At 65.4% G+C, this 25,909-nt stretch carries 21 protein-coding genes; 6 read left to right on the top strand and 15 right to left on the bottom strand.

Annotated features, from left to right (window positions below; translation table 11 throughout):
* Positions 1-35: 35 nt before the first annotated feature.
* From nadC to queE, 10 genes are all read right to left on the bottom strand, one after another.
* Entirely contained in the window at positions 36-926 is an 891-nt protein-coding gene (gene nadC, locus E4L96_RS07285) for a carboxylating nicotinate-nucleotide diphosphorylase (protein ID WP_135206550.1), read from the bottom strand.
* Positions 923-2,065, bottom strand: coding sequence for a quinolinate synthase NadA (nadA, locus tag E4L96_RS07280; protein ID WP_370660732.1), 1,143 nt, complete (start codon positions 2,063-2,065; stop codon positions 923-925). The genes nadC and nadA overlap by 4 nt, the downstream gene beginning before the upstream one ends.
* Positions 2,066-2,103: 38 nt before the next feature.
* Positions 2,104-3,702 carry an ABC-F family ATPase gene (locus E4L96_RS07275; protein ID WP_135206549.1) on the bottom strand — a complete coding sequence of 533 codons (1,599 nt, stop codon included), beginning with the start codon at positions 3,700-3,702 and terminating at the stop codon, positions 2,104-2,106.
* Between the two features lie 296 nt (positions 3,703-3,998).
* Positions 3,999-5,267: an NAD(P)/FAD-dependent oxidoreductase gene (locus tag E4L96_RS07270; RefSeq protein ID WP_135206548.1), complete on the bottom strand. Its 1,269-nt coding sequence runs from the start codon at positions 5,265-5,267 to the stop codon at positions 3,999-4,001.
* Positions 5,268-5,269: 2 nt separating this feature from the next.
* Complete coding sequence (locus E4L96_RS07265) at positions 5,270-6,196, bottom strand: LD-carboxypeptidase (RefSeq protein WP_135206547.1); 927 nt, start codon at positions 6,194-6,196, stop codon at positions 5,270-5,272.
* The gene (locus E4L96_RS07260; RefSeq protein WP_135206546.1) at positions 6,193-7,119 is read right to left on the bottom strand and encodes an alpha/beta fold hydrolase; all 927 of its coding nucleotides are present in this window, start codon (positions 7,117-7,119) and stop codon (positions 6,193-6,195) included. The genes E4L96_RS07265 and E4L96_RS07260 overlap by 4 nt, the downstream gene beginning before the upstream one ends.
* A gap of 1 nt (position 7,120) precedes the next feature.
* Positions 7,121-9,097 carry a wax ester/triacylglycerol synthase family O-acyltransferase gene (locus E4L96_RS07255; RefSeq protein WP_135206545.1) on the bottom strand — a complete coding sequence of 659 codons (1,977 nt, stop codon included), beginning with the start codon at positions 9,095-9,097 and terminating at the stop codon, positions 7,121-7,123.
* Between the two features lie 165 nt (positions 9,098-9,262).
* Complete coding sequence (gene tadA / locus E4L96_RS07250) at positions 9,263-9,754, bottom strand: tRNA adenosine(34) deaminase TadA (protein WP_135206544.1); 492 nt, start codon at positions 9,752-9,754, stop codon at positions 9,263-9,265.
* A 12-nt stretch (positions 9,755-9,766) separates the two neighbouring features.
* Positions 9,767-10,210 carry a 6-carboxytetrahydropterin synthase QueD gene (gene queD, locus E4L96_RS07245; RefSeq protein ID WP_135206543.1) on the bottom strand — a complete coding sequence of 148 codons (444 nt, stop codon included), beginning with the start codon at positions 10,208-10,210 and terminating at the stop codon, positions 9,767-9,769.
* Positions 10,211-10,219: 9 nt separating this feature from the next.
* Positions 10,220-10,855, bottom strand: a complete 636-nt coding sequence (gene queE, locus E4L96_RS07240) for a 7-carboxy-7-deazaguanine synthase (protein ID WP_135206542.1) — start codon at positions 10,853-10,855, stop codon at positions 10,220-10,222.
* Between the two features lie 141 nt (positions 10,856-10,996).
* Here queE and E4L96_RS07235 point away from each other — a divergent pair, with 141 nt between their 5' ends.
* The 3 genes from E4L96_RS07235 (at position 10,997) to E4L96_RS07225 (ending at position 15,612) form a co-directional block, all read left to right on the top strand.
* Positions 10,997-11,626, top strand: coding sequence for a sensor histidine kinase (locus E4L96_RS07235; protein ID WP_135206541.1), 630 nt, complete (start codon positions 10,997-10,999; stop codon positions 11,624-11,626).
* Between the two features lie 89 nt (positions 11,627-11,715).
* On the top strand, positions 11,716-12,684 hold the full coding sequence (locus tag E4L96_RS07230) for a GGDEF domain-containing protein (RefSeq protein ID WP_229414279.1): 969 nt from the start codon (positions 11,716-11,718) through the stop codon (positions 12,682-12,684).
* A gap of 84 nt (positions 12,685-12,768) precedes the next feature.
* Positions 12,769-15,612 carry a M16 family metallopeptidase gene (locus E4L96_RS07225; RefSeq protein WP_220433402.1) on the top strand — a complete coding sequence of 948 codons (2,844 nt, stop codon included), beginning with the start codon at positions 12,769-12,771 and terminating at the stop codon, positions 15,610-15,612.
* A 67-nt stretch (positions 15,613-15,679) separates the two neighbouring features.
* Here the strand turns inward: E4L96_RS07225 and dcd are convergent, their stop codons facing one another.
* From dcd to E4L96_RS07210, 3 genes are all read right to left on the bottom strand, one after another.
* Entirely contained in the window at positions 15,680-16,246 is a 567-nt protein-coding gene (gene dcd / locus E4L96_RS07220; RefSeq protein ID WP_135206540.1) for a dCTP deaminase, read from the bottom strand.
* 37 nt (positions 16,247-16,283) lie between these two features.
* On the bottom strand, positions 16,284-17,078 hold the full coding sequence (locus E4L96_RS07215) for an alpha/beta fold hydrolase (RefSeq protein WP_135206539.1): 795 nt from the start codon (positions 17,076-17,078) through the stop codon (positions 16,284-16,286).
* Positions 17,079-17,159: 81 nt separating this feature from the next.
* Positions 17,160-17,888, bottom strand: a complete 729-nt coding sequence (locus E4L96_RS07210; RefSeq protein ID WP_135206538.1) for a Spy/CpxP family protein refolding chaperone — start codon at positions 17,886-17,888, stop codon at positions 17,160-17,162.
* A 137-nt stretch (positions 17,889-18,025) separates the two neighbouring features.
* Between E4L96_RS07210 and E4L96_RS07205 the strand changes: the two genes are divergently transcribed.
* From E4L96_RS07205 to E4L96_RS07195, 3 genes are all read left to right on the top strand, one after another.
* Positions 18,026-18,706: a response regulator transcription factor gene (locus E4L96_RS07205; RefSeq protein ID WP_135206537.1), complete on the top strand. Its 681-nt coding sequence runs from the start codon at positions 18,026-18,028 to the stop codon at positions 18,704-18,706.
* 4 nt (positions 18,707-18,710) lie between these two features.
* Positions 18,711-20,189 carry an ATP-binding protein gene (locus E4L96_RS07200; protein ID WP_135206536.1) on the top strand — a complete coding sequence of 493 codons (1,479 nt, stop codon included), beginning with the start codon at positions 18,711-18,713 and terminating at the stop codon, positions 20,187-20,189.
* A 63-nt stretch (positions 20,190-20,252) separates the two neighbouring features.
* Positions 20,253-21,725, top strand: coding sequence for a rhomboid family intramembrane serine protease (locus E4L96_RS07195; RefSeq protein WP_135206535.1), 1,473 nt, complete (start codon positions 20,253-20,255; stop codon positions 21,723-21,725).
* On the opposite strand, the gene E4L96_RS07190 is transcribed toward E4L96_RS07195, so the two are convergent.
* Both E4L96_RS07190 and E4L96_RS07185 read right to left on the bottom strand, forming a co-directional pair.
* Positions 21,710-23,164: a hypothetical protein gene (locus E4L96_RS07190; RefSeq protein ID WP_167758623.1), complete on the bottom strand. Its 1,455-nt coding sequence runs from the start codon at positions 23,162-23,164 to the stop codon at positions 21,710-21,712. The genes E4L96_RS07195 and E4L96_RS07190 overlap by 16 nt on opposite strands.
* Positions 23,165-23,243: 79 nt before the next feature.
* Complete coding sequence (locus E4L96_RS07185; protein ID WP_135206533.1) at positions 23,244-25,607, bottom strand: DNA internalization-related competence protein ComEC/Rec2; 2,364 nt, start codon at positions 25,605-25,607, stop codon at positions 23,244-23,246.
* Between the last annotated feature and the right edge of the window lie 302 nt (positions 25,608-25,909).

The raw sequence follows: 25,909 nt of genomic DNA, 5'->3' as shown, positions 1-25,909 counted from the left end.
TTGCAGGATGAGAAAACGATTGCGCCGCGCTGTAGTTAGGCTACAACAGGAACTGCCCCGGACGCGATGATCCGCAGCGAATAATCGGTCGCGCGCACGTCCTTGGTCAGGCTGCCGATCGAGATGCGGTCCACGCCCGTTTCGGCGATGGCGCGCACGGTGTCCTTGTTGATGCCGCCCGAGGCTTCGAGCAGCGCGCGGCCCGCGTTGATGCGGACTGCTTCCCGCATCCGGTCCGTGTCGAAATTATCGAGCAGGATGGAGGTGGCGCCGGCACTCAATGCTTCCTCCAGCTGCGCCAGCGTTTCGACCTCGATCTGGATCGACACGTTGGCGTTCAAGGCCTGCGCTGCGCGCAAAGCATTGGTCACGCCACCCGCTGCGGCGACGTGGTTCTCCTTGATGAGGATCCCGTCGTACAACGCCATGCGCTGATTCTCCCCGCCGCCCACGCGCACCGCATACTTCTGCGCCTGGCGCAGGCCGGGCAGCGTCTTGCGGGTGTCGAGGATCTTCGCCCGCGTGCCCTCGATCGCGTCGACATACTCGCGCGTCTTGGTGGCCACGCCGGACAGCAGCTGCAGGAAGTTCAGCGCCGAACGCTCCGCCGTGAACAGCGAACGTGGCGTACCTTCGATGGTGCAGACCACGCTGTTGGCCGTCATGCGGTCGCCTTCCGCGTAGTGCCAGGAGACCTCGGTATCCTGGTCCACCGCGCGCATCACGCCCTCGAACCATGGCGCGCCGCACAGGACCGCGCCCTCGCGCACCAGCACGCGCGCCTGCACGCGCACATCGTCCGGAATCAGCTTGCCGGTGAGGTCACCAGTGCCCACGTCTTCCAGCAGCGCCGCCAGCAGGTTCTGTTCGAACGCCGATTGCAGCGCTTCGGAAAATTCAGCGTACGGGTTGCGCAGCTTGCTCATGCCGGTCCGATTCCTTGAAAGAGTTTGGCTTCCTGCTCCAGGCCCGCCGTCGGCAGAGCCTTGGCCTTCTTGGCCGCCGCAAAGTCCAGCATGCGATCGATGGCGCGCACCGCCTGCTTGCCGATGGCCGGGTCGACGAAGACTTCGTTGCGGCCCGACTCCAGCACCTCCGCCAGATTACGCAGGCCGTTCATCGCCATCCACGGGCAGTGCGCACAGCTCTTGCAGGTGGCGCTGTTGCCGGCGGTCGGCGCTTCGATGAACTCCTTGCCCGGCGCTGCAATCTTCATCTTGTGCAGGATGCCGTTGTCGGTGGCGACGATGAAGCGCTTCGCATCCATGGTCTGCGCCGCGTTGATGATCTGGGTGGTCGAGCCGACGACGTCCGCTTGCGCCACCACCGCCGCCGGAGACTCGGGGTGCACCAGCACCTTCGCATCCGGGTACTCGGCCTTCAGCAGATCGAGCTCGATGCCCTTGAACTCATCGTGCACGATGCAGGAGCCCTGCCACAGCAGCATGTCCGCGCCCGTCTTCTTCTGGATGTAGGAGCCGAGGTGCTTGTCCGGCGCCCACAGGATCTTCTTGCCCTGCGCGTGCAGGTGCTCGACGATATCCAGGCCGATCGACGAAGTGACCATCCAGTCCGCCCGCGCCTTCACCGCGGCGCTGGTGTTCGCGTAGACGACCACCGTGCGGTCCGGATGCTGGTCGCAAAAGGCCGCGAATTCGTCGGCCGGGCAGCCCAGGTCCAGCGAACAGGTCGCGTCCAGGTCCGGCATCAGGATGGTCTTTTCGGGCGAGAGGATCTTGGCCGTCTCGCCCATGAAGCGCACGCCCGCCACCACCAGCGTCTTGGCCGGGTGATCGCGGCCGAAGCGCGCCATCTCCAGCGAGTCGGAGACACAACCGCCGGTTTCCTCGGCCAGGTCCTGCAGGTCCGCGTCCACGTAGTAGTGGGCGACGAGAACCGCTTCCTTCTCCTTCAGCAAGCGCTTGATGCGCTCCTTCAGTTCGACCTTTTCGTGCGGCGCGACGGGCGCCGGCGTGCGCGCCCAGGCATGGGCGGTGCAGCTTTGCCCATCCTGCGGCTTTTCGTATTCGACGTCTTTCAAAGGTACGGCGTTCAGATCGCCCATGGCGCCCCCTTTCAGCTTCGTTGCTTCTTGATTGATTCTTAGTTGATGCCCTGGCTTTGCAGGTAGTCCTCGTAGTTGCCGCGGAAGTCGATCACTTCGCCGTCCTTGATCTCGATGATCCGGTTGGCCAGCGAGGACACGAACTCGCGGTCGTGCGACACGAAGATCAGCGTGCCTGCGTACTTGTCCAGGGCGATGTTGAGCGACTCGATGGATTCCATGTCCATGTGGTTGGTCGGCTCGTCCATCAGCAGCACGTTATGACGGCCCAGCATCAGCTTCCCGTACATCATGCGGCCTTTCTCGCCGCCGGACAGCACGCGCACCGACTTCTTCACCTCGTCGCCGCCGAACAGCAGGCGGCCCAGGATCGAGCGCACGGCCTGGTCGTCATCGCCTTCCTTGGTCCAGTAGCTCATCCAGTCGGTCAGCGAGGTGTCGCTCGCGAATTCCTCGGTCGGGTCTTGCGGCATGTAGCCGACGTTGGCGTTTTCCGCCCACTTGACCAGGCCCGAATCCGGATGCAGGCCGCACAGGTCCCCGCCGATGGAGCGCAGCAGCGTGGTCTTACCGGCGCCGTTGGCACCGATGATTGCGATCTTCTCGCCCGCTTCCACCAGGATGGAGAAGTTCTTGAAGATCTGGCGGTCGTACTTCTTGGAGATCGAATCCACTTCCACGGCCAGGCGGTGCAGCTTCTTCTCGCCTTCGAAGCGCACGAACGGATAGGCGCGCGAGGACGGCTTGATGTCCTCGACCTTGATCTTGTCGATCTGCTTGAGGCGCGAGGTCGCCTGGCGGGCCTTGGACTTGTTGGCCGAGAAGCGGCGCACGAAGTCCTGCAGCTCGGCGACCTTCTCCTTCGCCTTGGCGTTGTTGGCCAGTTGCTGGTTGCGGGCCTGGGTCGACGCCAGCATGTAGTCGTCGTAGTTACCCGGGTAGATCTTCAGCGTGCCGTAGTCCATGTCCGCGATGTGCGTGCACACCTGGTTCAGGAAGTGGCGGTCGTGGGAGATGATGATCATGGTGGAGTTGCGCTCGTTGAGCACATCCTCCAGCCAGCGGATGGTATTGATATCGAGGTTGTTGGTCGGCTCGTCCAGCAGCAGGATGTCCGGGTTCGAGAACAGGGCCTGGGCCAGCAGCACGCGCAGCTTCCAGCCCGGAGCCACGTTGCTCATCGGGCCCTGGTGCAGGCCGATCTCCACGCCCACGCCGAGCAGCAGCTCGCCGGCGCGCGCTTCCGCGGTGTAGCCGTCGTACTCGGCCACTTTGCCTTCCAGTTCGGCGGCCTTCATGTAGTCATCGTCGGTCGCTTCCGGGTTCGCGTAGATCGCGTCGCGTTCCTGGATCGCCGCCCACAGCTCGGTGTGACCCATCATGACCACGTCCAGCACGCGCATGTCTTCGTACGCAAACTGGTCCTGGCGCAGCTTACCGAGACGCTCGTTGACGTCGAGGGATACGTTGCCGGCGCTCGGATCGAGGTCGCCGCCGAGGATCTTCATGAAGGTCGACTTGCCGCAGCCGTTGGCCCCGATCAGGCCATAGCGGTTGCCTTCGCCAAACTTGACCGAGATATTCTCGAACAGCGGCTTGGCGCCGAATTGCATAGTGATATTGGCCGTAGAAAGCACAGTGAATTGCCTTTGAATGCGAGGATTTGATTAACCCTCGATTCTACCACTTTGCCCCCGCCCCCACCCACCCCGGGGACGTACCCCGCCCCCACACCGGGGTACGTCCCCATTTCGGCCATAAACGCAGGGTTAACACTTATTTTCTAAGCCACTGATTATGTGAGCATTTTGAATATGTCGGTGGCGACTGAAAGTGTAAAGAAGCGGAGACCTCCTACACCTCTAAGGCGGGGTACGTCCCTGGTGTGGGAGCGGGGTACGTCCCTGGTGGGGGGAGTACGTTTCGACTCGGGTTATTGGCGGAGCCAGTCGCGCAGCTCGTAGTACCAGTATGTCAACTGGGCGGCGGCCAGTCCGGCCGGTCCGCCGGTCGAGGGCAGGCCCCAGGGGGAGAAGCGGCCGAGTTCCACGCCGTCGCCGCAGATCGCGGCGGCCAGAACGTCGCCGGCCAGCGTGGTCGGGCCGACACCATGGCCGCCGAAGCCCATGCCGAACCAGATCCCTTCGGGCAGGCGCCCCAGCTGCGGCATCTTGTGGCGGCCGTAACTCATCATGCCGCTCCACGCATAGTCAATCTTCGTGCCTTCCAGCTGCGGGTACACCTTCATCAGGTCTCCGTACAGCAGCCGTGAAACTTCGGCCGGACTGCGGTCGAAGATGGAGATGCGGCCGCCCCACAGGATGCGGGTGTCGGCCAGTGGGCGGTAGTAGTCGAAGGCGAAGCGCGTGTCGTACACGGCGGCCTCGGTCCGCATGGCCGTGCGCAGCCGGTCGCCCAGCGGCTCGGTGACCATGACGTAGGTGGCGATCGGCAGGATCGCACCGGCCAGTTTGGGGTACAGCCGCTCGATATAGCCGCCGCAGCACACCACCACTTCCCTGGCCCGCACCTCACCCTGCGCCGTCGCGATGCGCCATTGGGCCCCATCCTTCTGCAGGCTCGCGACGCGGCTGTTCTCATGGATGCGGATGCCGCCTTCGGTCAGCGCGCGGGCCAGGCCTTGTGCGTACTTCAGGGGATGGAAGTGAAACGCGTTTTCCTCGAACAGGCCGCCAAAGTAGCGTTTCGATTCCAGCTTTTCGGCCAGCTCCGCGCGGTTCACGCGCTTCCAGTCCACGCCCAGCGTGTCGTGCATGAAGCGCTGCTGCTCGTCGAGGATGGAGTCGTCGTCGAACCAGTTGGCGAGGTAGATGCCGGCGTGCCGGGCGTCGCAGTCGATGTTGTGGCGCGCGATGCGGCGGCGAATCTGCTCGACCGCGGCCAGGGTCAAGTGATACAGTTTTTTGCCTTCTCCCACGCCAACTGTATCAATTAACCCTCGTTCGCCCAGCGAGAAGCCGCCGAACACAAAGCCCCCATTGCGCCCAGATGCGCCAAAGCCCACGTGCTGCGACTCCAGCACCACCACGTTGGTGACGCCCCGTTCCATCAGCGCCATCGCCGTGCCCAGGCCCGCGAAGCCGCCGCCGACGATACACACCTCCGCCTCCTGCACGCCGCTGAGCGGCGCGTAGTCCGTCGTTCCCGCGGTGGCGCGGTAGTAGCTGCCCTCGGCCAGCATGGTCAGACCGCCAGCGTCGGGTAGTCGCGCATCGTCACCGTGAAGCGGGTGCCGTCCGATTGCAATCTCGCCTGCGCGCCGAACGGGATCGTCGCGCGCACCGGGATGTGGCCGAACGGGAGCCCGGTCAGCACCGGGATCGGCAGCTTGTGGCGCAAGTAGGCCAGCATGGCGTCGAAGTCGTAGCCGTTGTCGGTCGGCGCCAGCTTGTAGGCGTTGATGGAGCCGAGGACCAGCGCCTGCTGGTGTTCGAGCACGCCCATGTTAAGCAGCTGGAGCAGCATGCGTTCGACGCGGTAGGGGTGTTCGTTGACGTCTTCCACGTACAGGATGCCGCCGTCGATGGAAGGGAAGTAGCGCGTGCCGGCGAGGTGCACCAGCATGGCCAGATTGCCGCCCCAGACGGTGCCGCTCACGTCCAGCACTGGGTTGCGCGCGCCCTCGCCTTCCACGCGGCCTTCCACCGTATGCACCGGGCCGCGCAGGCATTGGACAAACTGTTCGACCGTGTACGGCTGCAGCTCGTCGCCCGTAAAGTCGCCCGCGAACATCGGTCCCGCGTAGCTCAGGGTCTGCGAATGCGCGTAGAGGCCCATGTGCAGGGCTGTGATATCCGAGTAGCCGCAGAAGATCTTGCCGCTCCTGGCCAGCAGGTCCCAGTCGATCAAGTCCAGCAGGCGGCTGATGCCGTACTGGCCGCGCAGCGCCATCACCACCTGCACATCCGGGTCGCGCGCGGCCGCGTGCAGCTGCGCGAGGCGCGCTTCGTCCGTGCCGCCGAAGCGCTGGAAGGTCGCGGCGTGGTCGTAGTAGTTATGGATGGTGCAACCTTGCGCTTCAAGCCGCGCGATGCCGCGTGCCAGCTGCTCGCCATCGAGGGCGTAGCCGCCTGGCGCCACGATGGCCAGGCCGATGGGGGGAAAGTTCACTGTTTTTCGAAGAGCCGCGGGATAGGGTCGGGCAGCATCTTACCGCGCGTGTGGGCGTCGATCAAGGCGAGCAACCGCTCGGTCAGGGCGGGCGGCAGATCGTGGCCCATGCCCTCGATGATCTCCAGCCGCGCGCCGGGGATCAGGCTAGCGGTGTCGATTCCGCACTGGAGCGGCACGACCGGATCGGCGGCTCCGTGGATCACCAGCGTGGGCACGGCGATAGCGCGCAGCATCTCGCTCCGGTCGCCGGAGGCGGTGATGGCCGCCATCTGGCGCGCGACACCGTCGGGGCAGATGCTGCGGGCCAGTGAGCGGACGATCCGCTGGCGCAGCAGGCGCTCAGGCATCGGATACGCGGGACTGCCGATGGTGCGCATCACGCCCAGCATGTGCTCGACCAGGGCGGCGCGGTCCTTCGTGTTGCGTGGCCGTTCAAGAAGTGCGGCGCGGGCCTCGCGGCTCGGGCCAGGCAAGCCGCGTCGCCCGCTGCTGGACATGATGGAGGTAAGCGAAAGTACGCGTTCCGGGTGCTTGGCAGTCAGCACCTGGCCGATCATGCCGCCCATCGCCACGCCGACGACATGGGCGCGGCCGATACCGAGCGCGTTCAGCACCGCCAGTGCGTCGCCCGCCATGTCGTCCAGCGTGTAGGCGGGGCGGATGGGCCAGTGCAGCTTGGACTTCAGCCAGGTCCAGCCCAGGTTTGGCTTGCCGGCGGCGCGGAATTTGGAGGACAAGCCGCTGTCCCGGTTGTCGAACCGGATGACGTTGTAGCCGAGATCTCCCAGACCCTCCACAAATTCCTCGGGCCAGGAGACCAGCTGCATGCCAAGACCCATGATGAGCAGGATCGGCGTGCCGCGCGGATCCCCGGACCGCTCGTAAGCGAGGTCGATGCCGTGGATGCGCAGCAGGGCCATGTCACGCCTCCCCGCTCGCGCGTGTTCGCCCGACGCGCGAGGTGTGCGTGGCCGGTGTCGAGGCCTCCGGCGAGGCGTCGACGCCAGCCGTGGTCACGGCGCGGCGGCTGCGCAGGCGGGATGCAGTGTGGGCGGAGACGGCGCCGGCGGCAGCGGTGCGATGGCGCGGCTTGCGCGGGGACATCTCTTCGTGCACCGCTTCCTCGACGGCTTCCACGGCTTTCTCGGCTTCCCCGGCTGCGGCATGCGCTGCGCCGGCGACCAGATTGGAGACACCATTGACCGCGGAGCGCACCGCCGCTGCGGCGGTACTCAGCAGGCCGTCAGCCGCCTCCAGCGCGCCATCGATGGCGTGCGCCGCGCCACTTAGGTTAACGTGCGCCGTGCTGCCAGGACGCGCGTGGCCATTGCCATCGTTTGCGTGAGCGTTGGCCGGACCGCCCATGCCGCGCGGGCGCGCAGCGGAGCGGGCGTGAACCTCCGCGCCCTGCGAGCGCCCATCTTGGCTTGCGGCCGCGTGTTCGGCGCCCTCTCCGTGTGACGCATGAATAGTGCCAGGGGGCTTGGTGGCTTCGCGGGGTTGGGTGCGGGCGACCGCGAGCAGTTCGACGTGCGACTCGCGCAGGCAGTCCATGAACCGCTGCAGATCGGGCAGCGCGGACTTGGCCGCGGTGACGCCGATGTCCAGCGCGTCGCCGTAGCTGAACGCGGTGACGTTGAGGGCGAGGCCGTGGGCCACCACGGAGATCGGGTACACGCTGGTTACCTTGGCGCCCGCGAGGTACAGGGCGCCCATCGGGCCGGTGACATTGGAGACCACCAGATTCGCCATCGGCGGCAGCGTGTCGGCCAAACGCGCGTGATTCAGCATGGCGGACATACCGCCCATGACCCATGGCACGCCGAAGCTCGGGAAGTCGGTGAGCAGCAAAGGCCGTGCGCGCGCCACGCCGTCGCGCATTTGCTGCGCGTTGTCGGCGATGATGCGCATGCGCTCGGCGATATCGACTTCGTCGGTAGCCAGTGGCACGAACCACATGCCCGCCTGGTTGTTGACCCGCCCATCGCCACGTTCGCGCAGGTTCACGGCGACACCGGCCACCAGTGAACTATCGGGCAGCTTGCCGAGACCATTGAGGTAGCGCCGCATCGCACCGCTCACGACGCCCAGCAGTGCCACATTCGTGCTACCGCCAAACGCCTTGCCCGCGCGCGACATTTCGTCGAGCGGAAGCCGCAGCGTGGCGAAGTCCCGCTCCGGCGTGATGGTTGCGTTGAGCGGTGTCCGCGGCGCCAGCGAAGGCCGCGCATGGCGCATGGACGCTGCTGCGCGCAAGCTCTCCGGCACGCGCCGCGCGAGATCGAAGGTCTGCGAAATCGAATGCCGCACCGCGGCCGTCAGCAGCGTCGCCGCCGAAGGCGCTGCGCCGTCAGCGCCGTGCGCTGAACCTGTGGCGTGCCCGGAACCGGCGGCCTGGCTGGCCGCGCTGGCCGCCGCATCCGGCGTCGCATCCATCAGCATCTCCGCCACTGCCGCCGCGCCCTGCCCGTCCAGCGCCGCGTGGTGCACCTTTAAGTACACCGCTAGCCCGCCCTCAGCCAGGCCCTCGATCAGATGCAGCTCCCACAACGCCCGCCCACGGTCGAGCGGCTGCGCGTGCAGCTCGGCCACCAGCTGCTCCAGCTCCCGCATGCCACCCGGCGCTGCGACGCGCGCGCGGCGCAGATGGTTGCTCACATCGAGCGATGCATCCTCCACCCACACCGGATTGGCCACCCCGAACGGCATCGCCGCCAGCTTGCGCCCGAAGGCCGGTAGCCCCCGCACTCGCCCCGCCAGATGCAGCTTGAGCGCGTCAAAATACCCGGCCCGCCGCTCCTCCGGCAGCTCCAGCAGATGCAGCGCCCCCACATGCAGCGGCATCGCCGGCGATTCGAAATGCAGAAAGGCTGAGTCCAGCCCGTTCAGAAAATCCATGTCCACCCCGCCGTCGAAGCGACAGACGAAGCGGACGTCGCCCCACACAACAGCGTGCAGTCAGCGGCGCAGAAAGGGAAAATGCGCGGCGAGAGCGCGCGCGTGCGGCGGTCCAATCTCGTCTCCTGTCGGTCGAAACGAGAATAGCATTTTTAAAAAAAACGCTTAGTCCTGCTGGGTCTCCGGTGCGCGCCGCAGCGCGGCAGCAGCGGTGCGCCGCTCAGCGAAGAAGGCGCGCAGCATCGCCGCCGTGTCCTCGGCCAGCACGCCGCCCGTCACCTGGGTGTGGTGATTGAGCTGGTCATTGGCAAACATGTTGACGACCGAGCCGCACGCGCCGGTCTTGGGGTCTGACGCGCCATACACCACCCGCGCCAGGCGCGCATGCATCATGGCCCCCGCGCACATCACGCACGGCTCCAGGGTGACGAACAGTTCACAGCCCGGCAACCGGTAGTTGCCGATCTTCTTGGCAGCATCACGCAGCGCCGCCACCTCCGCATGCGCGGTCGGGTCATGCAGTCCGATCGGCTGGTTGAAGCCCATGCCGACCACTTGCCCATCCTTGACGACGACCGCGCCGACGGGCACCTCGCCCAGCGCCCACGCGCCCTTGGCCTGCTCCAGCGCGAGCCGCATGAAGTCTTCGTCGGTCATGGCGCGCGCCGCTTACTCGGTGATCTCGGCCCAGCAGTTGGGCGTCTCATGCAGCACCAGCTTGTGCAGGTGCAGGCCGGTGCCATAGCGGTCTTTATAAGCAGCCTTGAGGATGTCCCACGCGGTGCGCGCCAGGTTCTCCACGGTCGGGATGCGGTCGATGACCACGGTCTTGTGATCGGGCAGCGAGGCGAGGAAGCCGCGCACCGACTCGTCCTTCTCGTAGACCAGGAAGGCGTGGTCCCACACATCCACCAGGTGCTGCTTGGCCAGCGCCTTGATATCCGAGAAGTCCATGATCATGCCGTTGTCCGAGCTGCCCTCGGCCTCGATCACGTTGCCGACCAGCGTGATCTCGAGCGTATAGCGATGGCCGTGCAGGTTGCGGCACTGGCTCTTGTGGTCGGGGATGCGGTGGCCGGCGTCGAACTCCAGCTTGCGGGTGATGGTCAGCATGTCAGGTACTCAGGGAATCTGGAGAAGTTTGTGGGTCTGGATGCTCAGCTTCCACTTGGGATTGCGCTTGCAGGTGTCGATGGCGAGCGTGGTGTTGAAGGCGGCCAGCGGTCCATCCATCGGCTGCACAAAGAAATTGTCGAACTGGAGGTGCTCATACGCGGCCAGATCCTGCCCCGCTTGCGGGATCACGACCTTGATCTCGTTGCCCTGCTCGACCACCAGCTTGGAGCCCATCTTGGGGCTCACGCAGATCCAGTCCACGCCCGGCGGCACCGGCAGCGTGCCATTGGTCTCGATGGCGATGGTGAAGCCGCGCGCATGCATCGCTTCGATCAGCGCCGCATCCAGCTGCAGCAGCGGTTCGCCGCCGGTGAACACCACGTATTTATTCAGGGGCCGCTCGGCAGGCCACAAGGAATCGATCACGCCCGCCAGATCGGCCGGGTCGCGGAATTTGCCGCCGCGCTCCCCATCCGTCCCCACGAAATCCGTGTCGCAGAACTGGCACACGGCGCTCGCGCGGTCCTCTTCCCGCCCGCTCCACAGGTTACAACCCGAAAAGCGGCAGAACACAGCCGGGCGCCCGGCGTGCGCGCCTTCGCCCTGCAAGGTATAGAAGATTTCTTTGATGCTGTAAGTCACGGTCGGGAGGCCTGAACGGCAATCGGAACCGGCCATTATACCGCGCGCAGGGGAGCCCTTTCCACCCCCGCTTGATTTTCCCCAACGCAAGAATTGCCGTATGGAAGTATTTTGCACGATGTTGCCCCAAGGAGACCGCCCATGAAGCCGACCCCGAGCACCGCCGAGCAAGCCCGCGACCTGGAACGCCAGCGCATCGCACGCGACATCCACGACGACCTGGGCCAAAGTCTGCTGGCCCTGAAGCTGGAGCTGACCGTGGTGCGCGCCGGCGCCAGCGGGCTGGTGCGGCAGCAGGTGGACGGGCTCATCCGGCATCTGGACGCCAGCATCCTGTCCCTGCGCGCCATCATCCGCGACCTGCGCCCCGGCATGCTCGATGGCGGCCTCAGCGCCGCCGTGCGCCACCAGCTGATGGAGGTGACCCGCGTGAGCGGCATCGACCACGCCCTGCAGGCCGACCACGCCGTGGACCAGCACGCAAGGCAGGTGGACGTGACCGCCATGCGCATCATCCAGGAGCTGCTGTCCAATGTCGCCCGCCATGCCCAGGCGTCGGAAGTGTCCGTCCGCATGGCCGTAAGCACTCACGGCCTCGAGATCACCGTCGCCGACAACGGCACCGGCGCCTCGCCCGGCTCGATGGACGGCTGCTACGGCCTGCGCGGCGTGCGCGAGCGGGCCGAGGAAACTGGCGGTTCGCTGGCCGTGGTACAGCGTCCAGGCGTGGGGACAACGGTACACGTCATCCTCGGACTGGGAGCGCGTTGACGTCAGTTTGGTTTAGATCAAAGCTTCGCGCGTTGGGCCGATCAGAATCAAGACTTGTCCGCAATCAATTCTTGCCGATCGGATACGACATGCATGCCACCCCTGCCGCAGGAATCGGCCACAGTTTCGCCAACAAGCTCATGGAATTGCTGGCGATTCCCGTCTTCGTTCTCGACCCGGAGTGCCGGGTCATCATCTGGAACCGCGCCTGCGAGCGCCTGACCGGTGTCCCGGCCACCGAGGTCCTCGGCACGCGCGACCACTGGCGCAGCTTCTACGATGTGCCGCGCCCCACGCTGGCCGACCTGGTGATCCAGGACCGCACCGCCGAAGTGGGGGCCCTGTACCAGCGCCAGATCGCTCCCGAGTCCTCGCCCGAGGGTCTGGCCGCCGAAAACTGGTGCGACATGCCGCGCGCCGGCAAGCGCCGCTACCTCGCGGTAGACGCCAACGCCATCTACACCGACGATGGCGCTCTGATGGGCGTGATCGAAACCCTGCGCGACATGACGGACGAGAAGAACGCGCAGATCGCACTCGAACAGCAGGCCCGCCGCGACGCGCTCACCGGCCTCGCCAACCGCCGCTGGTTCGACGAAACCATGAAGTCCGAGTGGGCGCGCGCGCTGCGCCAGAAGCAGCCGCTCTCGCTGCTGATGGTGGACGTGGACAACTTCAAGCAGTACAACGACGTCCACGGCCACCTGGGCGGCGACGACTGCCTGCGCCGCATCGCCACCGCCGTGGCCAGCGAGATGCGCGCCAACGACCTGGTGGCGCGCTACGGCGGCGAGGAGTTCGCGGTGATCCTCCCGAACCAGGCCCTGAAGGGCGCCGCCATCGTTGCGGAACGCATCCGCCGCCGCGTCGAAAAGCTTGGGGTGCCGCATCCGGTGGCCGCCGGGCGCCACGTCACGGTCAGCATCGGCGCCGCCACCGCGCTCGCGGCACCAGGCATGGACCCGAGCCAGCTGGTGGCCATCGCCGATGCGGCCCTGTACCGCGCCAAGCATATGGGCCGCAACCGCATCAGCCTTCCCTTGTCCGAAGCCGCGTAGGCAGTCGATATACATACACCGCGGCGCTGGGCACGCGCCGCCGATTGCCTTATCCTTGCGCTCGTTCATGCTCAAGGAGACAACGTGCCCCGCATCCACCGCCTCGCCCTGCTGGCCCTCCCGGCCCTCGTGGCCAACGCCTTCGCCGCCGCTCCGGCGGCCCCCGCAAAGAGCCGCGATGTCCTGCCCTTCAAGGCCACCGAAAAGACCCTGCCGAATGGCCTCAAGGTCATCGTGGTGCCGACCGGCTTCCCGAATCTCGTCTCGGTCCAGATCCCGGTGCAGACCGGGTCGCGCAACGAGATCGAACCGGGCAAGTCCGGCTTCGCCCACTTCTTCGAACATATGATGTTCCGCGGGACCAAGGCCTACCCGCCCGAGAAGTACCAGGAGATCATCACCCGCGCCGGCGCGCGCCAGAACGCCTACACCAGCGACGACCTGACCAACTACCACACCACCTTCGCCAAGGACGACCTGGAGACGGTGCTGAAGGTGGAGGCCGACCGCTTCCAGCACCTGGACTACGCGGAAGACGACTTCAAGACCGAGTCGCGCGCGGTGCTCGGTGAATACAACAAGAACAGCGCCAACCCGTTCACCAAGCTGTTCGAGGTGCAGCGCGACGCCGCCTTCAATACCCACACCTACAAGCACACCACGATGGGCTTCCTGAAGGACATCGAGGACATGCCCAACCAGTACGCGTATTCGAAGGTGTTCTTCGACCGCTGGTACCGCCCGGAGCGCACCACCGTCATCATCGCCGGTGACGTGGAGCCGCAGAAGGCCATCGCCATGGTCGAGAAATACTGGGGTGGCTGGAAGCACGGCACCTACAAGGCCGACGTGCCCACCGAACCGCCTGCGCATGGCCCCATCTACAAGCATGTGCAGTGGACTTCGAAGACCCTGCCCCTGGTGACAGTCGCCTTCCATGCTCCCGCGTTTTCGGACAAAGTGAAAGACCAGGCCGCGCTGGACATGCTGCTGTCACTGTCCTTCGGCCGCACCTCGCAGCTGTACAAGCGCCTGGTGCAGGACGAGCAGAAGGTCGACCAGCTGTTCGACTCCGTGCCCAACCGCGTCGACCCGACGCTCGCCACTATCGGCGCGCGCGTCAAGAATCCCGCCGATGCCCTCTACGTGCGCGACGCCATCCTCAAGACCGTCGCCGGCCTGCGTGACAAGCCGGTGCCCCAGCAGCAGCTGGACGATGCCAAGTCCGCCGAGAAGTATGGCCTGATCCGCTCTCTCGATAACACCGAGGCCATCGCCAGCACGCTGGCCTCCTTCGTCCACTTCAACCGCTCCTACGGCACGCTGAATAACTACTTCCGCGTGGTGGATTCGCTCACGCCTGCGGACCTGCAGGCCGCCGCGCGCAAGTACCTGACCGACGAGAACATGGTCGTGACCACGCTCTCCAGCGACGCCCTGCCCGCCGGAATCGGGACCCTGCCCAAGCTGGCCAGCTTCGATGCGCCCGCGGGCTCCGGCAAGTTCGATGTGCTGGTGCAGAAGTCCGTGCTCCCGCAGATCCGCTTCAAGCTGACCTTCGCCGCCGGTTCCGCGCACGACCCGGTGGGCAAGGAAGGCCTGGCCGCGCTGACCGCCGCGATGGTCGCATCGGCCGGCTCCAGCGAGCGCAAGATCGACGAAATCACCAAGGCCCTGTTCCCGCTGGCGGGCAGCTTCAGTGAGCTGGCCGACAAGGAGATGACCACCTTCACCGGCTCCATCCACAAGGACAACTGGAACCAGTACCTCGACATCGCGCTGCCGATGCTGCTGTCGCCGGGCTTCCGCGAAGAGGACTTCCGCCGCCTGAAGGACGCGCAGAAGAATGCCCTGCAGGTGGACCTGAAGGACAACAACGAAGAGGAATTCGGCAAGGAGCGGCTGCAAACGGACGTCTTTGCGGGGACGCCGTACGCGCATCCGGTACTGGGTACCTCCAAGGGGCTGGACGCCATCACGCTGGACGATGTGAAGGACTTCTATCGCAAGGCCTACGCCCAGGGCGCGGTCCGCGTCGGCATCTCCGGCGACGTGTCGGACGCGATGGTCGCGCAGCTCAAGCAGGCGTTGGCCAAGCTGCCCGCAGGTGCGGGCCTGCCCGCCACCACCGTGCCGCAGGCGCACCAGGCCAACGGACTGGAAGTGGACATCATCGAGAAGAACACGCGGGCCACGGCGATCTCGTTCGGCATGCCGATCGCCGTCACGCGTTCGCATCCCGAGTATCCCGCTCTGTGGCTGGCCAAGACCTGGCTGGGCGAGCACCGCGCGTCCAATTCGTATCTCTACCAGCGCATCCGCGAAGCGCGCGGCATGAACTATGGCGACTACGCCTACATCGAAGCCTTCCCGCGCGGGATGTTCGGCTTCTTCCCGAGCGCGAACATCGGCCGCAAGGCGCAGCTGTTTGAGGTGTGGATCCGGCCGGTGGCACCGGAGAACGCACACATGGCGCTGCGCATCGCGTTGACGGAACTGGGCAAGCTGGTGGACAAGGGCCTGACCAAGGAGCAGTTCGAGTCCACCCGCGAGTACCTGATGAAGAACGTCTTCGTCATGACCGCGACCCAGGACCAGCAGCTGGGCTACGCACTGGACGCGCAGTGGTACGGCATGCCGGAGTACACGTCCATGATGCGCACTGCGCTGTCGAAGATGACCGTGGATGACGTCAATGCGGCCATCCGCAAGCACCTGTCGGCCAAAAACCTCACCGTGGTGATGATCACCAAGGACGCGCAGGGGCTGAAGGAAAAGCTGGTGACCGACGCCTTTTCGCCGATCAAATACGACGGCAACAAGCCGCAAGCCCTGCTCGACGAGGACAAGGCCATTGGCGCCATGAAGCTGGGGATCCGGCCGGAGACGGTGAAGATCACGCCGGCCTCCGAAGTCTTCGCGCAGTAAGCGTGGTGCGATAAACGAAAACGGCCGCCTCGCAATGAGGCGGCCGTTTTGTTTTGGAGCTGCGCGCTTAGGCTTTAGGCAGCGTCACGCCATGCTGTCCCTGGTACTTGCCGCCGCGGTCCTTGTACGAGGTCTCGCAGACTTCATCGCTCTCGAAGAACAGCACCTGCGCGCAGCCTTCGCCCGCGTAGATCTTCGCGGGCAGCGGGGTCGTGTTCGAGAACTCCAGCGTCACATAGCCTTCCCATTCCGGCTCGAACGGCGTGACGTTGACGATGATGCCGCAGCGCGCATAAGTCGACTTGCCCAGGCAGACCGTCAGCACATTGCGCGGGATGCGGAAGTACTCGATGGTGCGGGCCAGCGCGAATGAATTCGGCGGGATAATGCAGACGTCGCTCTTCACGTCCACGAAGGAGTTCGAATCGAAGTTCTTCGGGTCGACGATGGTGCTGTTGATGTTGGTGAAAACCTTGAATTCGTCGGCGCAGCGGATGTCGTAGCCGTAGGACGAGGTTCCGAACGAGATCACGCGCTTGCCGTCGACGTTCCGCACCTGGCCGGGTTCGAACGGTTCGATCATCCCGTGTTGCTCCGCCATGCGGCGGATCCATTTGTCGCTTTTGATGGTCATGTGCGGTGTCGGTGGTGGTTGCGTAAATGGCAGGATTTTACGCGAAAAGGAGGCGCTGGGCCATCTCGCGGGTGGCCTCGGCCGCGACATCGGGCCGCTCCATCGGGAACAGGTGGCCGCCCTGCACTTGAATAAAGTTGTCCTTCACAAGCGCACGCGTCGCCGTGAGGCCGGCCTGGCGGTTCTCCTCGGACTCGGTGCCGCCGACGAAACCGATCGGCACGGGGTACGGCTTTTTCAGTATGTCGCCGAGGTGATGCGGCAAGGTGCGGTAGATCGCCGTCTCCACGTCGCGCGTGAAGCGCAGCTGGACGCCGTCTTCGTGCGGCACCAGGCCGTGATCGAGATAGTCGCGCAGCACGCCGGGCGCCCAGGCGGCGAACATCGGCTTGCTCTTGAAGTGTTCGTAGGCGGCTTCGTAGCTCGGCCACGTGGTGCGGCGGCGCGCGGAGTTCTTTGCGGGCGTGTAGCGGTCCGCGACGCTGCTGTTCTTCAGCCAGCGCCAGAAGAAGGCGCGCCAGCCCGCGACCACCGGGGAATCCAGCATGATCACGCAGCGCACGAGCTCCGGGCGCTTGGCACCAGCCATGAGGCTCAGCATTCCGCCGAGCGAGTGGCCGGCCAGCACCACCGGTTCCGGGTAGGACTCGAGCTGCACGATCAGTTCATCGCGCAGGTTGCGCCAGCCATCGTCGACTGGGTACTCAGGGTCGTGGCCGTGCATGTCCAGCGCGCCGATCTCGAAGTCGGCGCGCAGCAGGTCGAAGAACTGGCGGTACGTGCCAGCGGGGTAGCTGTTGGCGTGCGCGAAGTGCAGCAGGGGCTTGGTCATCCTCAGATTGTACCGGCAGCCCGGCGGCGCCGATGGCCGCGTCCCTGCATTAGAGTCAGAACACTAACGCCATTTCGGCCCTCAGCCGCCCCGGGCGCCCGGCGGCCCGTCACTGCCGCCATCCAGCGGGACTGCGCCGCGATCCCTCACCGGGCCATCGCCACGGCCACCCTGCGGACCGGCGCCGCGATCACCCACCGGCCCATCACCACGACCACCAAGCGGGCCTGCGCCACGGCCACCCAGCGGGCCATCGCCGCGTCCACCCACCGGCCCATTGCCGCGTTGTCTCCGCAGCCTGTCATCGCCATCGCCGCGTTGCCCGTGCCCGTCACGGAGCCAGCGCTGCTCGCGCTCCTCTTGAACCCTGCGCGCTTGCTGGCGCTGTTCGGCGGTCAGCACTGCGTCCAATTGCGCGTCCACCCGCGCCTCCTGCAAAGCCGATGCCGCCGTCGCCGCACCGAGAGCCTTCGCGGTTGCGGCGGCCTTGGCGTCATCGAACCTGTCCGCCTCGTGCACCGCCCGCAGCGCCTCTTGAGCCTTGCGCACCGCCTTCATGTGCTCCCGCCGCTGCGGCTCCGCCGCGTGCATGATCGCAAACACCTTGTCCTGCTGCGCCTCCGTCAGCTGCACGTCGCGTGGCAGTCCGTGAAAGCCGTGCGGCCCCATCTCCGGCCCCAGCCCTGGTCCCTGCGTCGGTCCCGCGCCGGGGAGACCCGGCGGCGGCAGACCGTCCGCGCCCGCAGCGGCCAACGCCGCGCCACACATGGATGCCACGGTGGCACCCGCCACCAAATTCTTGAACCGCATCTCTGCCTCCTTCTGGTTATCAATGCGGCAGATTGTGCGGACCACCCGCGTAAAGCGCGGTAAGCTGGATGTAAAACCGGGTAAAAGCCGAGTCCCGACCGCCTCCCGTCATGACGCCCTTTGCTATGATCGCCGCCATGAATCACGTACTACTCATCGACGACGACCCCGAGCTGGTCGGCATGTTCAAGGAATACCTCGAGCAGGAAAGCTTCCAGGTCACCTGCGCGCATGACGGCGAGACCGGCGCGCGCGAAGCCCTCAGTGGCCGCTACGCCATCGCAGTCCTGGACGTCATGATGCCGCGGATGAACGGCATCGAAACCCTGCGCCGCATCCGCGAAAAGAGCCGCATGCCGATCCTGATGCTGACCGGCCGTGGCGACGACACGGACCGCATCCTCGGCCTCGAACTGGGCGCCGACGACTACGTCACCAAGCCCTGCACCCCGCGCGAACTGACGGCCCGCATCCGCGCCATCCTGCGCCGCACCCAGGCCCAGCCCCAGGATGGCGTCACCCTCGTCGTCGGCAAGCTGACGATGCTGCCCGAGCAGCGCCGCGCCCTGTGGGACGGCCAGCCGCTGGATCTCACCAGCACCGAATTCAATCTGCTGGAAGTCCTGGCCCGCAACGCCGGCCGCCCGGTCAGCAAGAACGACCTCTCCGAGCAGGGCCTCGGCCGCCCGATGGCGCGCTTCGACCGCAACATCGATGTTCACCTTTCCAGCCTGCGGCACAAGCTGGGCACCCTGTCCGATGGGCGTTCCTGCCTGCAGACCGTCTACCGCCTGGGCTACCAGCTGATTCGGGAATAAGCGGATGGGCCGTCTTTTCTGGAAGTTCTTCGCCGCGATCCTGCTGGCGCAGGTGGCTGCGACCATCGGCGTGAGCACGGTGTTCTGGCTGCACGCGCAAGCGCGCGAGAACGAAGCCCGCAGCGGCCTCGATTCGAGCCACCCTGCCACGGAACACATTGAAGCCGCCGCCGCGACGCTGGAAGTGGGCGGACCGGATGCCCTGCGCCTGCTCCTGCAGCGCCAGACCTCCCTCACCCAGGTGCTGGTGGTCGACGAGACCGGCCGCGACATCCTGGGTCGCCATTACGACGCCGCCCTGCTCGCGCGCGCCGAGTACTCGGTCAGCGACAAGGGCAGCCGCACCAGCGTGCGCCGCGTGCAGGCGTCCGATGGGCACAGCTACCTCCTGTTCCTGCCCGCGCGGCGCGGCCCGCGGCCCAGCTTCAATCCTTTCGCTGGCGGTGGTCACGGTCCACGTCCCGACATGGCCGGTCCACCGGCCGACCACGCCCCTGCTCCCGGCCCTACCGCCTCAGCCCGGGTTGACGGTCCGGCCGCCGTCCCCGGTGGTCCGCGTGGCCCCGGCTTCGGCCCGCTGCCCCGCCATTTCATGCCCATGCTGGCCGCGCTGTTCGCGAGCCTGGTGGTGGCCGCCGCGCTGGCGTGGTACTTCAGTCGCCCGATCCGCGAATTGCGTAACGCGTTCGACGCCGCCGCCGCCGGCAACCTCGAGCCGCGCTTCACCGGCCGAAGCACACTCGGCGGGGACGAACTGCGCTCGCTGGGCCGCGACTTCGACCGCATGGCCGGCCAGTTGCGCAACCTGATGGATGGCCAGCGCCGCCTGCTGCACGACGTCTCGCACGAATTGCGCTCCCCGCTCGCGCGGCTGCAGGCCGCCATCGGCATCGCGCATCAGCAACCGGAGAAGATCGACGCCTCGCTCGAGCGTATCGAACGCGAATCAGTCCGCATGGACAAGCTGGTGGGCGAACTGCTCACGCTCTCGCGTCTCGAGGTCTCGGCGGCGGCGCCGCAGAAAGAAGACATCCCCTTCATGGACCTGATCGACGGGATTGTCGAGGACTGCGGGTTCGAGGCCGAGCAAGCGGGCAAGCAATTGAGTGTCAGCGGCGGCGCGGTCGTCACCATCAACGGCTCGCCCGACCTGCTGTGGCGCGCGATCGAGAACGTGGTGCGCAACGCCATCAAGCACAGTCCCGCCGGTGGCGCCATCGAACTGGCACTGGAGGCGGATGCGCGGAACGTGCGCCTGGCGGTCCTGGACCGCGGCCCCGGCATCCGCGAAGTCGATCTCAAGGCCGTGTTCCAGCCCTTCTTCCGCTCCCAGCCCGAGTCCAACAATGTGGACGGCCATGGCCTCGGCCTCGCCATCGCCCAGCGCGTGGTGTATGCGCACGGCGGATCGATCGCCGCCCGCAACCGCGATGGCGGCGGTTTGGCGGTCGATATCGTCCTGCCTATCACCCGGCCGATTTAACCCTGACGCGTTCGGGCCGAGCATGCTAAATTCTCATTCATTGCCTAACGACAATGAATCAGCATGCTCATCATCCCAGCCGAAAATCGCCCCGATTGGAAAAAGCCGCCACTGATCACGATTCTGCTCATTGTTATCAATGTGCTGGTGTTTTTCGTTTATCAGGGAAAAGACCCGAAAAAGCTGGAACAGTCCTATCAATGGTACGGCGAATCTGGATTGGTCCAGCGGGAATATGAGCCGTTCCGCGATTACCTGAGGCGGACCAATCCCGTCCTGCTGCAGCAGCTCGACGCTGAGGATGAAGAAGGAGCGCCGGCCGCATCTGCCTTGGGCGCGCAGTTCACCCATTCCGCCAATGACAAGGACTTCATCCAGGCCCTGCACAAGGAACTGGACGGCGATCCGCAGTGGCGTGCCGACCGGGCCCGATTCGAGCAATTGATCAATTCCCTGAGCGACCGGGCCTATGCGTTCAACGCCAAGGAAGCGCGCTGGGACACCTGGTTCACCAGCATGTTCCTGCATGGGAGCGTCATGCACCTGCTGGGGAATATGGTCTTCCTCTTCATTTTCGGCTTTGCGCTGGAAGCCGCGATTGGATCCGGCGTCTACCTGCTGCTTTACCTGTGCAGCGGCCTGGGCGGGACCCTGCTGTATTGGGCATCCGAACTCGGCAAGGACAGCAGCGCTTTGGGCGCGTCCGGAGCGATTTCCGGCTTGATGGGCATGTATATCGCCCTGTACGGCCTTCGGAAGATTAACTTTTTCTACAACGTGATTTTCTTCTCCGGCCATGTGCGGGCGCCGGCGCTGATCGTCTTCCCGGTCTGGGTCGGTTATGAACTGCTGGGCTCATGGAATGGCGGAGATGGTGTGGCGCACTGGGCGCACACCGGCGGGATGCTGTTCGGCTTTGTGCTGCTCGCGATCTGGTTGCGCTTCGGCCTGAAATACGACCGCAATTATGTCGAAAAGATCGACCCGGACGCGCCCTTCAAGTCCGCGCACGCCCGCATCCAGGAACTGATGGTGGCAATGAAGCCGGATGAGGCGCGCCAGAAAGCGATGGACCTGGTCAAGGCCATGCCGCAGGATGCGCGGGCCTGGCGGACCTTATATGGCGTCGTGAAAATCTCCCCGGCCAGCCGCGAATACCACCAGATCGTGCACAGCCTGTTCAAGCAAGCCGGGAATGCCGCGCGCGATTCGGACATGCATGGGCTTATGCGGGAAGTCGCGCACGATTATGTGCAAATCGGTGGAGAAACTCCGGCTTTGACCGAAAACGTCTCGCTCATGCTGGCGCAGCGCCTCGGCCGGGTCGAGCACATCAAGCCGCTGGCCGCGGTGGTCGAAAGACTGCTGCAGCGGCATTGCAAGCATGAAGCGATGCCGCGCATCCTGCAAGCCGCGTCCATTTTGTCAGCCAAGGCCAATCTGGGCCACCAGGCCCAGCATTTCCGTGCGCAACTGGAAGCACGCTTTCCCGATTCCCAGGAAGCGCGCCAGCTGGCCGCTCACCCGGCGGCTTGAGCGGTCTGGCGCAGCGACAGGATCACCTTGCGGTAATTCGTCACCTCCGCCGTGAACGGATGGTTTGGATACTTCTGCAATAGGAAATCGAGGACCATGAGGGCTTTGCCGTCATCGCGTACGCCCTCCGAGTAAATGCGCGCCAGCAGATACAGGGCCGCGGGAACCTCCTCGCTGGCCGGCGCTTCCTTATGCAGCATGCCGATCAATTCGACGGCGAGCTTGAATTGGCGCTGATGGAAATACTCCTCGGCCAGAGCCACGCGCAGGGCAATGCTCTTCGGCTTATAGGCGGGAACCACGCGGCGGGCCGCATCGACGGCGGCCGTGAGACGGTTCTTCCGCCGTGAGTCATACAAGGCCTGGAGATAGCGCTCCGTGTACTGCACCACCCGTTCCGGATCGCGTCCCGCCTGGCAAAGCAGCTTGTGATGATATTCCAGCACCTGGATATCATTCGGGTGGTCGCTGACCATGCCCGCCATGTGCTTCAGCGCGTCGTCGTAGCGTGATTCGCGCACCAGGATCACGGCGCGGGCCATCTCCAGCGCCTTGTTATCGGCGGGCGCTGTGCCAGAAGTTTGCTCGTCGGGACGAATCCCGAGATCTTCGTGATGCTGGAACAGCAGATAACCCATCATGGCGCCCATCACCATGTTGAAATAGGCCGTGCTGACGACAAACATCATCAGCAGCAGATAGGGGCTGCTTTGCGCCAGATGCTGCAGAGTCGATGCAGGCAATAGCTGCATCGCCTGCTGCGGTCCCTGCGACGTGATCAGCAGGACCATGACCAAACCGAGATAAGACCAGCCGGTACTCGCCGCCAGCTGGAATACCTGCGCAGGGTCCAGGGCGTCCCGCAACGAACCGCGAATCGCGAGAAGCATGACGCTTGCGGGCAGCAGCACGGAAAATGCGATCATCGCGGCCAGTCCGAGCAGGCCGAAATGCCCGGCCGTGCGCACCAGGAGGCTGTAGGCAAACAGAAGGCCGAGCATTTTCAGCGTCGTGGAATTGCCGTCGAAGAGTTCTCCGATGCTGGGCGGGCGGGATCTGCCCTGGCTGGTGAATTCAATCACGCGCAAGCCCTGGCGAATCACCAGTGAAACGCCCACAAAGATCGGCAGCAAAATCACGATGCTTTGCGTATCGAACAGCTTGACCGCTCCGATGCTGAGAGCCGCCAGCAGCGCCAGGAAAACCAGTCCATTCAGCGCGAACGGATATGCGAAGAACTTCGGCATCTGCGACCAGAACGGCGGCATCGAATTGCGGACGCCGAGATGGCGCATATCCCCGCCGCACAGGGTGCAATACGGTGGCCGGTCCGACTGGGCATGGGCGGGGAAACACTCCTGGCAGACGAGCGAGCCGCATTTCACGCAATTCCAGTTTGCGGCCTTGTCGGCGTGGTACACGCAATAGTCTTTTGCCACAGGGCTCCCGTTATTGACCAATTAACAAAACGTCAATGATGCTAGCATTGCCGTTTGGCACTGTCCAGTAGACGGTTAGTTACCCGTTGTACCAATAGCGCGGGTGCTCCCGGCGGTATTCGCGGGTCATGACAGCGCCTGGGATGTCGACGGTGATCGCGCCCGCTTCATCGCTGCGCAGGCGCACGATCCCGCGCTGGCCGTAGCGGTTCCAGACCTCCGGTTTGGGGTGGTGATAGCGGTTCCGGTACCCGAGCTGGAAGACCGCGATCGACGGTTTGACCGCGTCAAGAAAGGTGGTCGTCGACGATGTGCCGCTGCCGTGATGGGGGACCAGCAGCACATCCGCGCGCACCTCGGCACGATTCGCCAGCAGTGCAGCCTCCTGAGGCGCCTCGATGTCCCCGGCCAGCAGCACCGCGCGATCGCCGGCGACGATCCGCAGCACGCAGCTGCGCGCGTTCGACTTGAGGGCCGCATCGCCGTAGCTCGCTTCAGCCGGATGCAGGATCGAAAACTGTACGCCATCCCAGCGCCAGGTTTGGCCGGCCGCGCAGCGCACATGATGGCGCGTCTTCGTCGGCACACCGTAGTCCAAGGGCAGCGACGACAGCACCCAGTCCGTGCGCACCTCATCGAGTATCGACAGCGCGCCGCCGGAATGATCGGTATCGCTATGGCTGACCACCATGCCGTCCAGCGCGTGGATGCCGCGGGCGCGCAGGTAAGGCACGATTACACGGTTGCCCGCATCCGCGCCGGGAGCGTAAGACGCACCGGTGTCATAGAGCAGCCGGTGGTCGCTGGTCTCCACCAGCATCGCCATGCCTTGTCCCACATCGAGCGCCGTCAGCGTCACCGTGCCTGGCGCAGGCCGCGAGTCCGCGGCACCCAGCAGCGGCAGGCAGGCCGCCAGCCCCGCCCACCGATGCGGCCAGCCACGCGGCGCGAGAAGCCACAGGATGCCCACGACTGCACACGCAAACGCCCACGGCTCCGGCACCCGCGCCGTCCATACTGCCCACGGCACCGCTGAGATCAGCTTGAGGAGGGCCGCCAGCGCCACCATGCAGCCGTGCGCTGCCTGCAGCAGAAGGTCCGATAACAACGGTGGCGCCACGCTGCCGACGAGGGCCAGCGGCGTGACGACAAAGCTCACCAGCGGAATCGCCACTGCATTCGCGATCGGACTCGCAACCGACACCTGCCCGAACAGCAGCATTGTGAGCGGCACGAGCCCCAGCGTCACCGCCATCTGCGTGTGAGCCGCCAGCCGCAGTGCATGGCGCCAGCCCTGGCGCGCGCCCCGCACCCGTCCACTGGTCGCAAACAGGATCGCCGCGACGGCGCCGAACGACAGCCAGAACCCGCTCGCCAGCACCGCCCAGGGATCGAGCAGCACAACCAGGCCAAGCGCGATCGCCAGCACATGCGAGATGCTGGTCGTGCGCCCGCTCCACACAGCCGCCGCGACGACCGCCAGCATGTAGAGCGTGCGCTGCGCCGGGATACCAAAGCCCGCCAGCAGCACGTACATGAGCGCCACGCCCGCGCCGGTGAGCGCCGCAATCTTCTGCGCCGGCACCAGGAGCGGAAGCTGCGCCTGCGTGAAGAACGAGCGCCGCCACAGCGCCGCTGCCGCGAGCGCGAACAGCCCCGCCACCATCGTGATATGGAGCCCCGAGATGGAGACCAGGTGGCTGATGCCCGTGCGGTTGAAGATCTTCCAGTCCGACTGGCTGATGGCCCGCTGGTCGCCCACGACCAGCGCCACGATCACACCCGCATATTCGCGCTCCGGCAGCGCGCGCTGGATCCGTTCGCGCAGCCACGCGCGGGTGCGCTCCACGAAGTTACCCGGCGACGGCACAAACGCATCCAGCCGCGCATTAGCCGCGTCGGCGCGCACGTATCCGGTGGCGCGCAGTCCCTGCTCCAGCAGCCAGACTTCATAGTCGAAGCCATGCGGATTCGCGTTCCCGTGTGGGCGCTGGAGGCGCACAGTGAGCCGCCACCGCTCTCCCGGCGCCACATCGCCCAGCTGCCGCTCCGCCCCGCGCATATTCTCGTACCACGACAGTACGATCCGCGGTGGCACCACCTCATGCTCACTGCGCTCCACCGCAAAGTCGAACCGCACCCCGCCATCGAAGACATACGGCAGGCTATCGACCGTCCCGATGATCGTGAGGTCCTTGCCCTCCACGTCCTTCGGCAACTCATGCGCCAGCACCGCCCCCGCGACCAGCGCCGCCCATCCGTACCCCAAGGCCAGGCCGCCCGCGACCGCCCACGCATAGCGCAACTGCGGCACGAGCCGCGCCCCGGCCACGCATGCCAGCGCCAGTACGATCAACGCCAGCGCCACCACCCGCTCTGGCAGCACCGGCGCCGTCTGCAAGATCGCCACGCCGGCCACAAACGAAAGAATCGCGATCCGCATCTCCGCGCCTCCTTGAAAGACCGCCGCCAGTCTGCCGCCTCCCCGCCCCGCCCCTCCGACATAGCGCAAACGAACACCGCTCCCCTCCAATCTTTCCGCCCACCAAAAAAAGTATCGTTTTCCAACACCGGGGTCAGGCACCGCAGTTTCAAAACGGTATCAGAACAGCAACGCGTAAGCGCTTGATTTGGTGGGAGAAAATACGAGTGGGGTCAGGGCTTGTCTATGCAGGGCAGGCCTGACCCCGTACATGGACGCCCCCGGTTTGCCAAGGTCTCATTTGATGATGGCGGTGGAAGGAT

Source organism: Zemynaea arenosa (genome assembly GCF_004614185.1).
GTDB classification, from domain to species: Bacteria; Pseudomonadota; Gammaproteobacteria; order Burkholderiales; family Burkholderiaceae_D; genus Telluria; species Telluria arenosa.
This window is presented reverse-complemented; position numbering and strand designations above follow the sequence as displayed.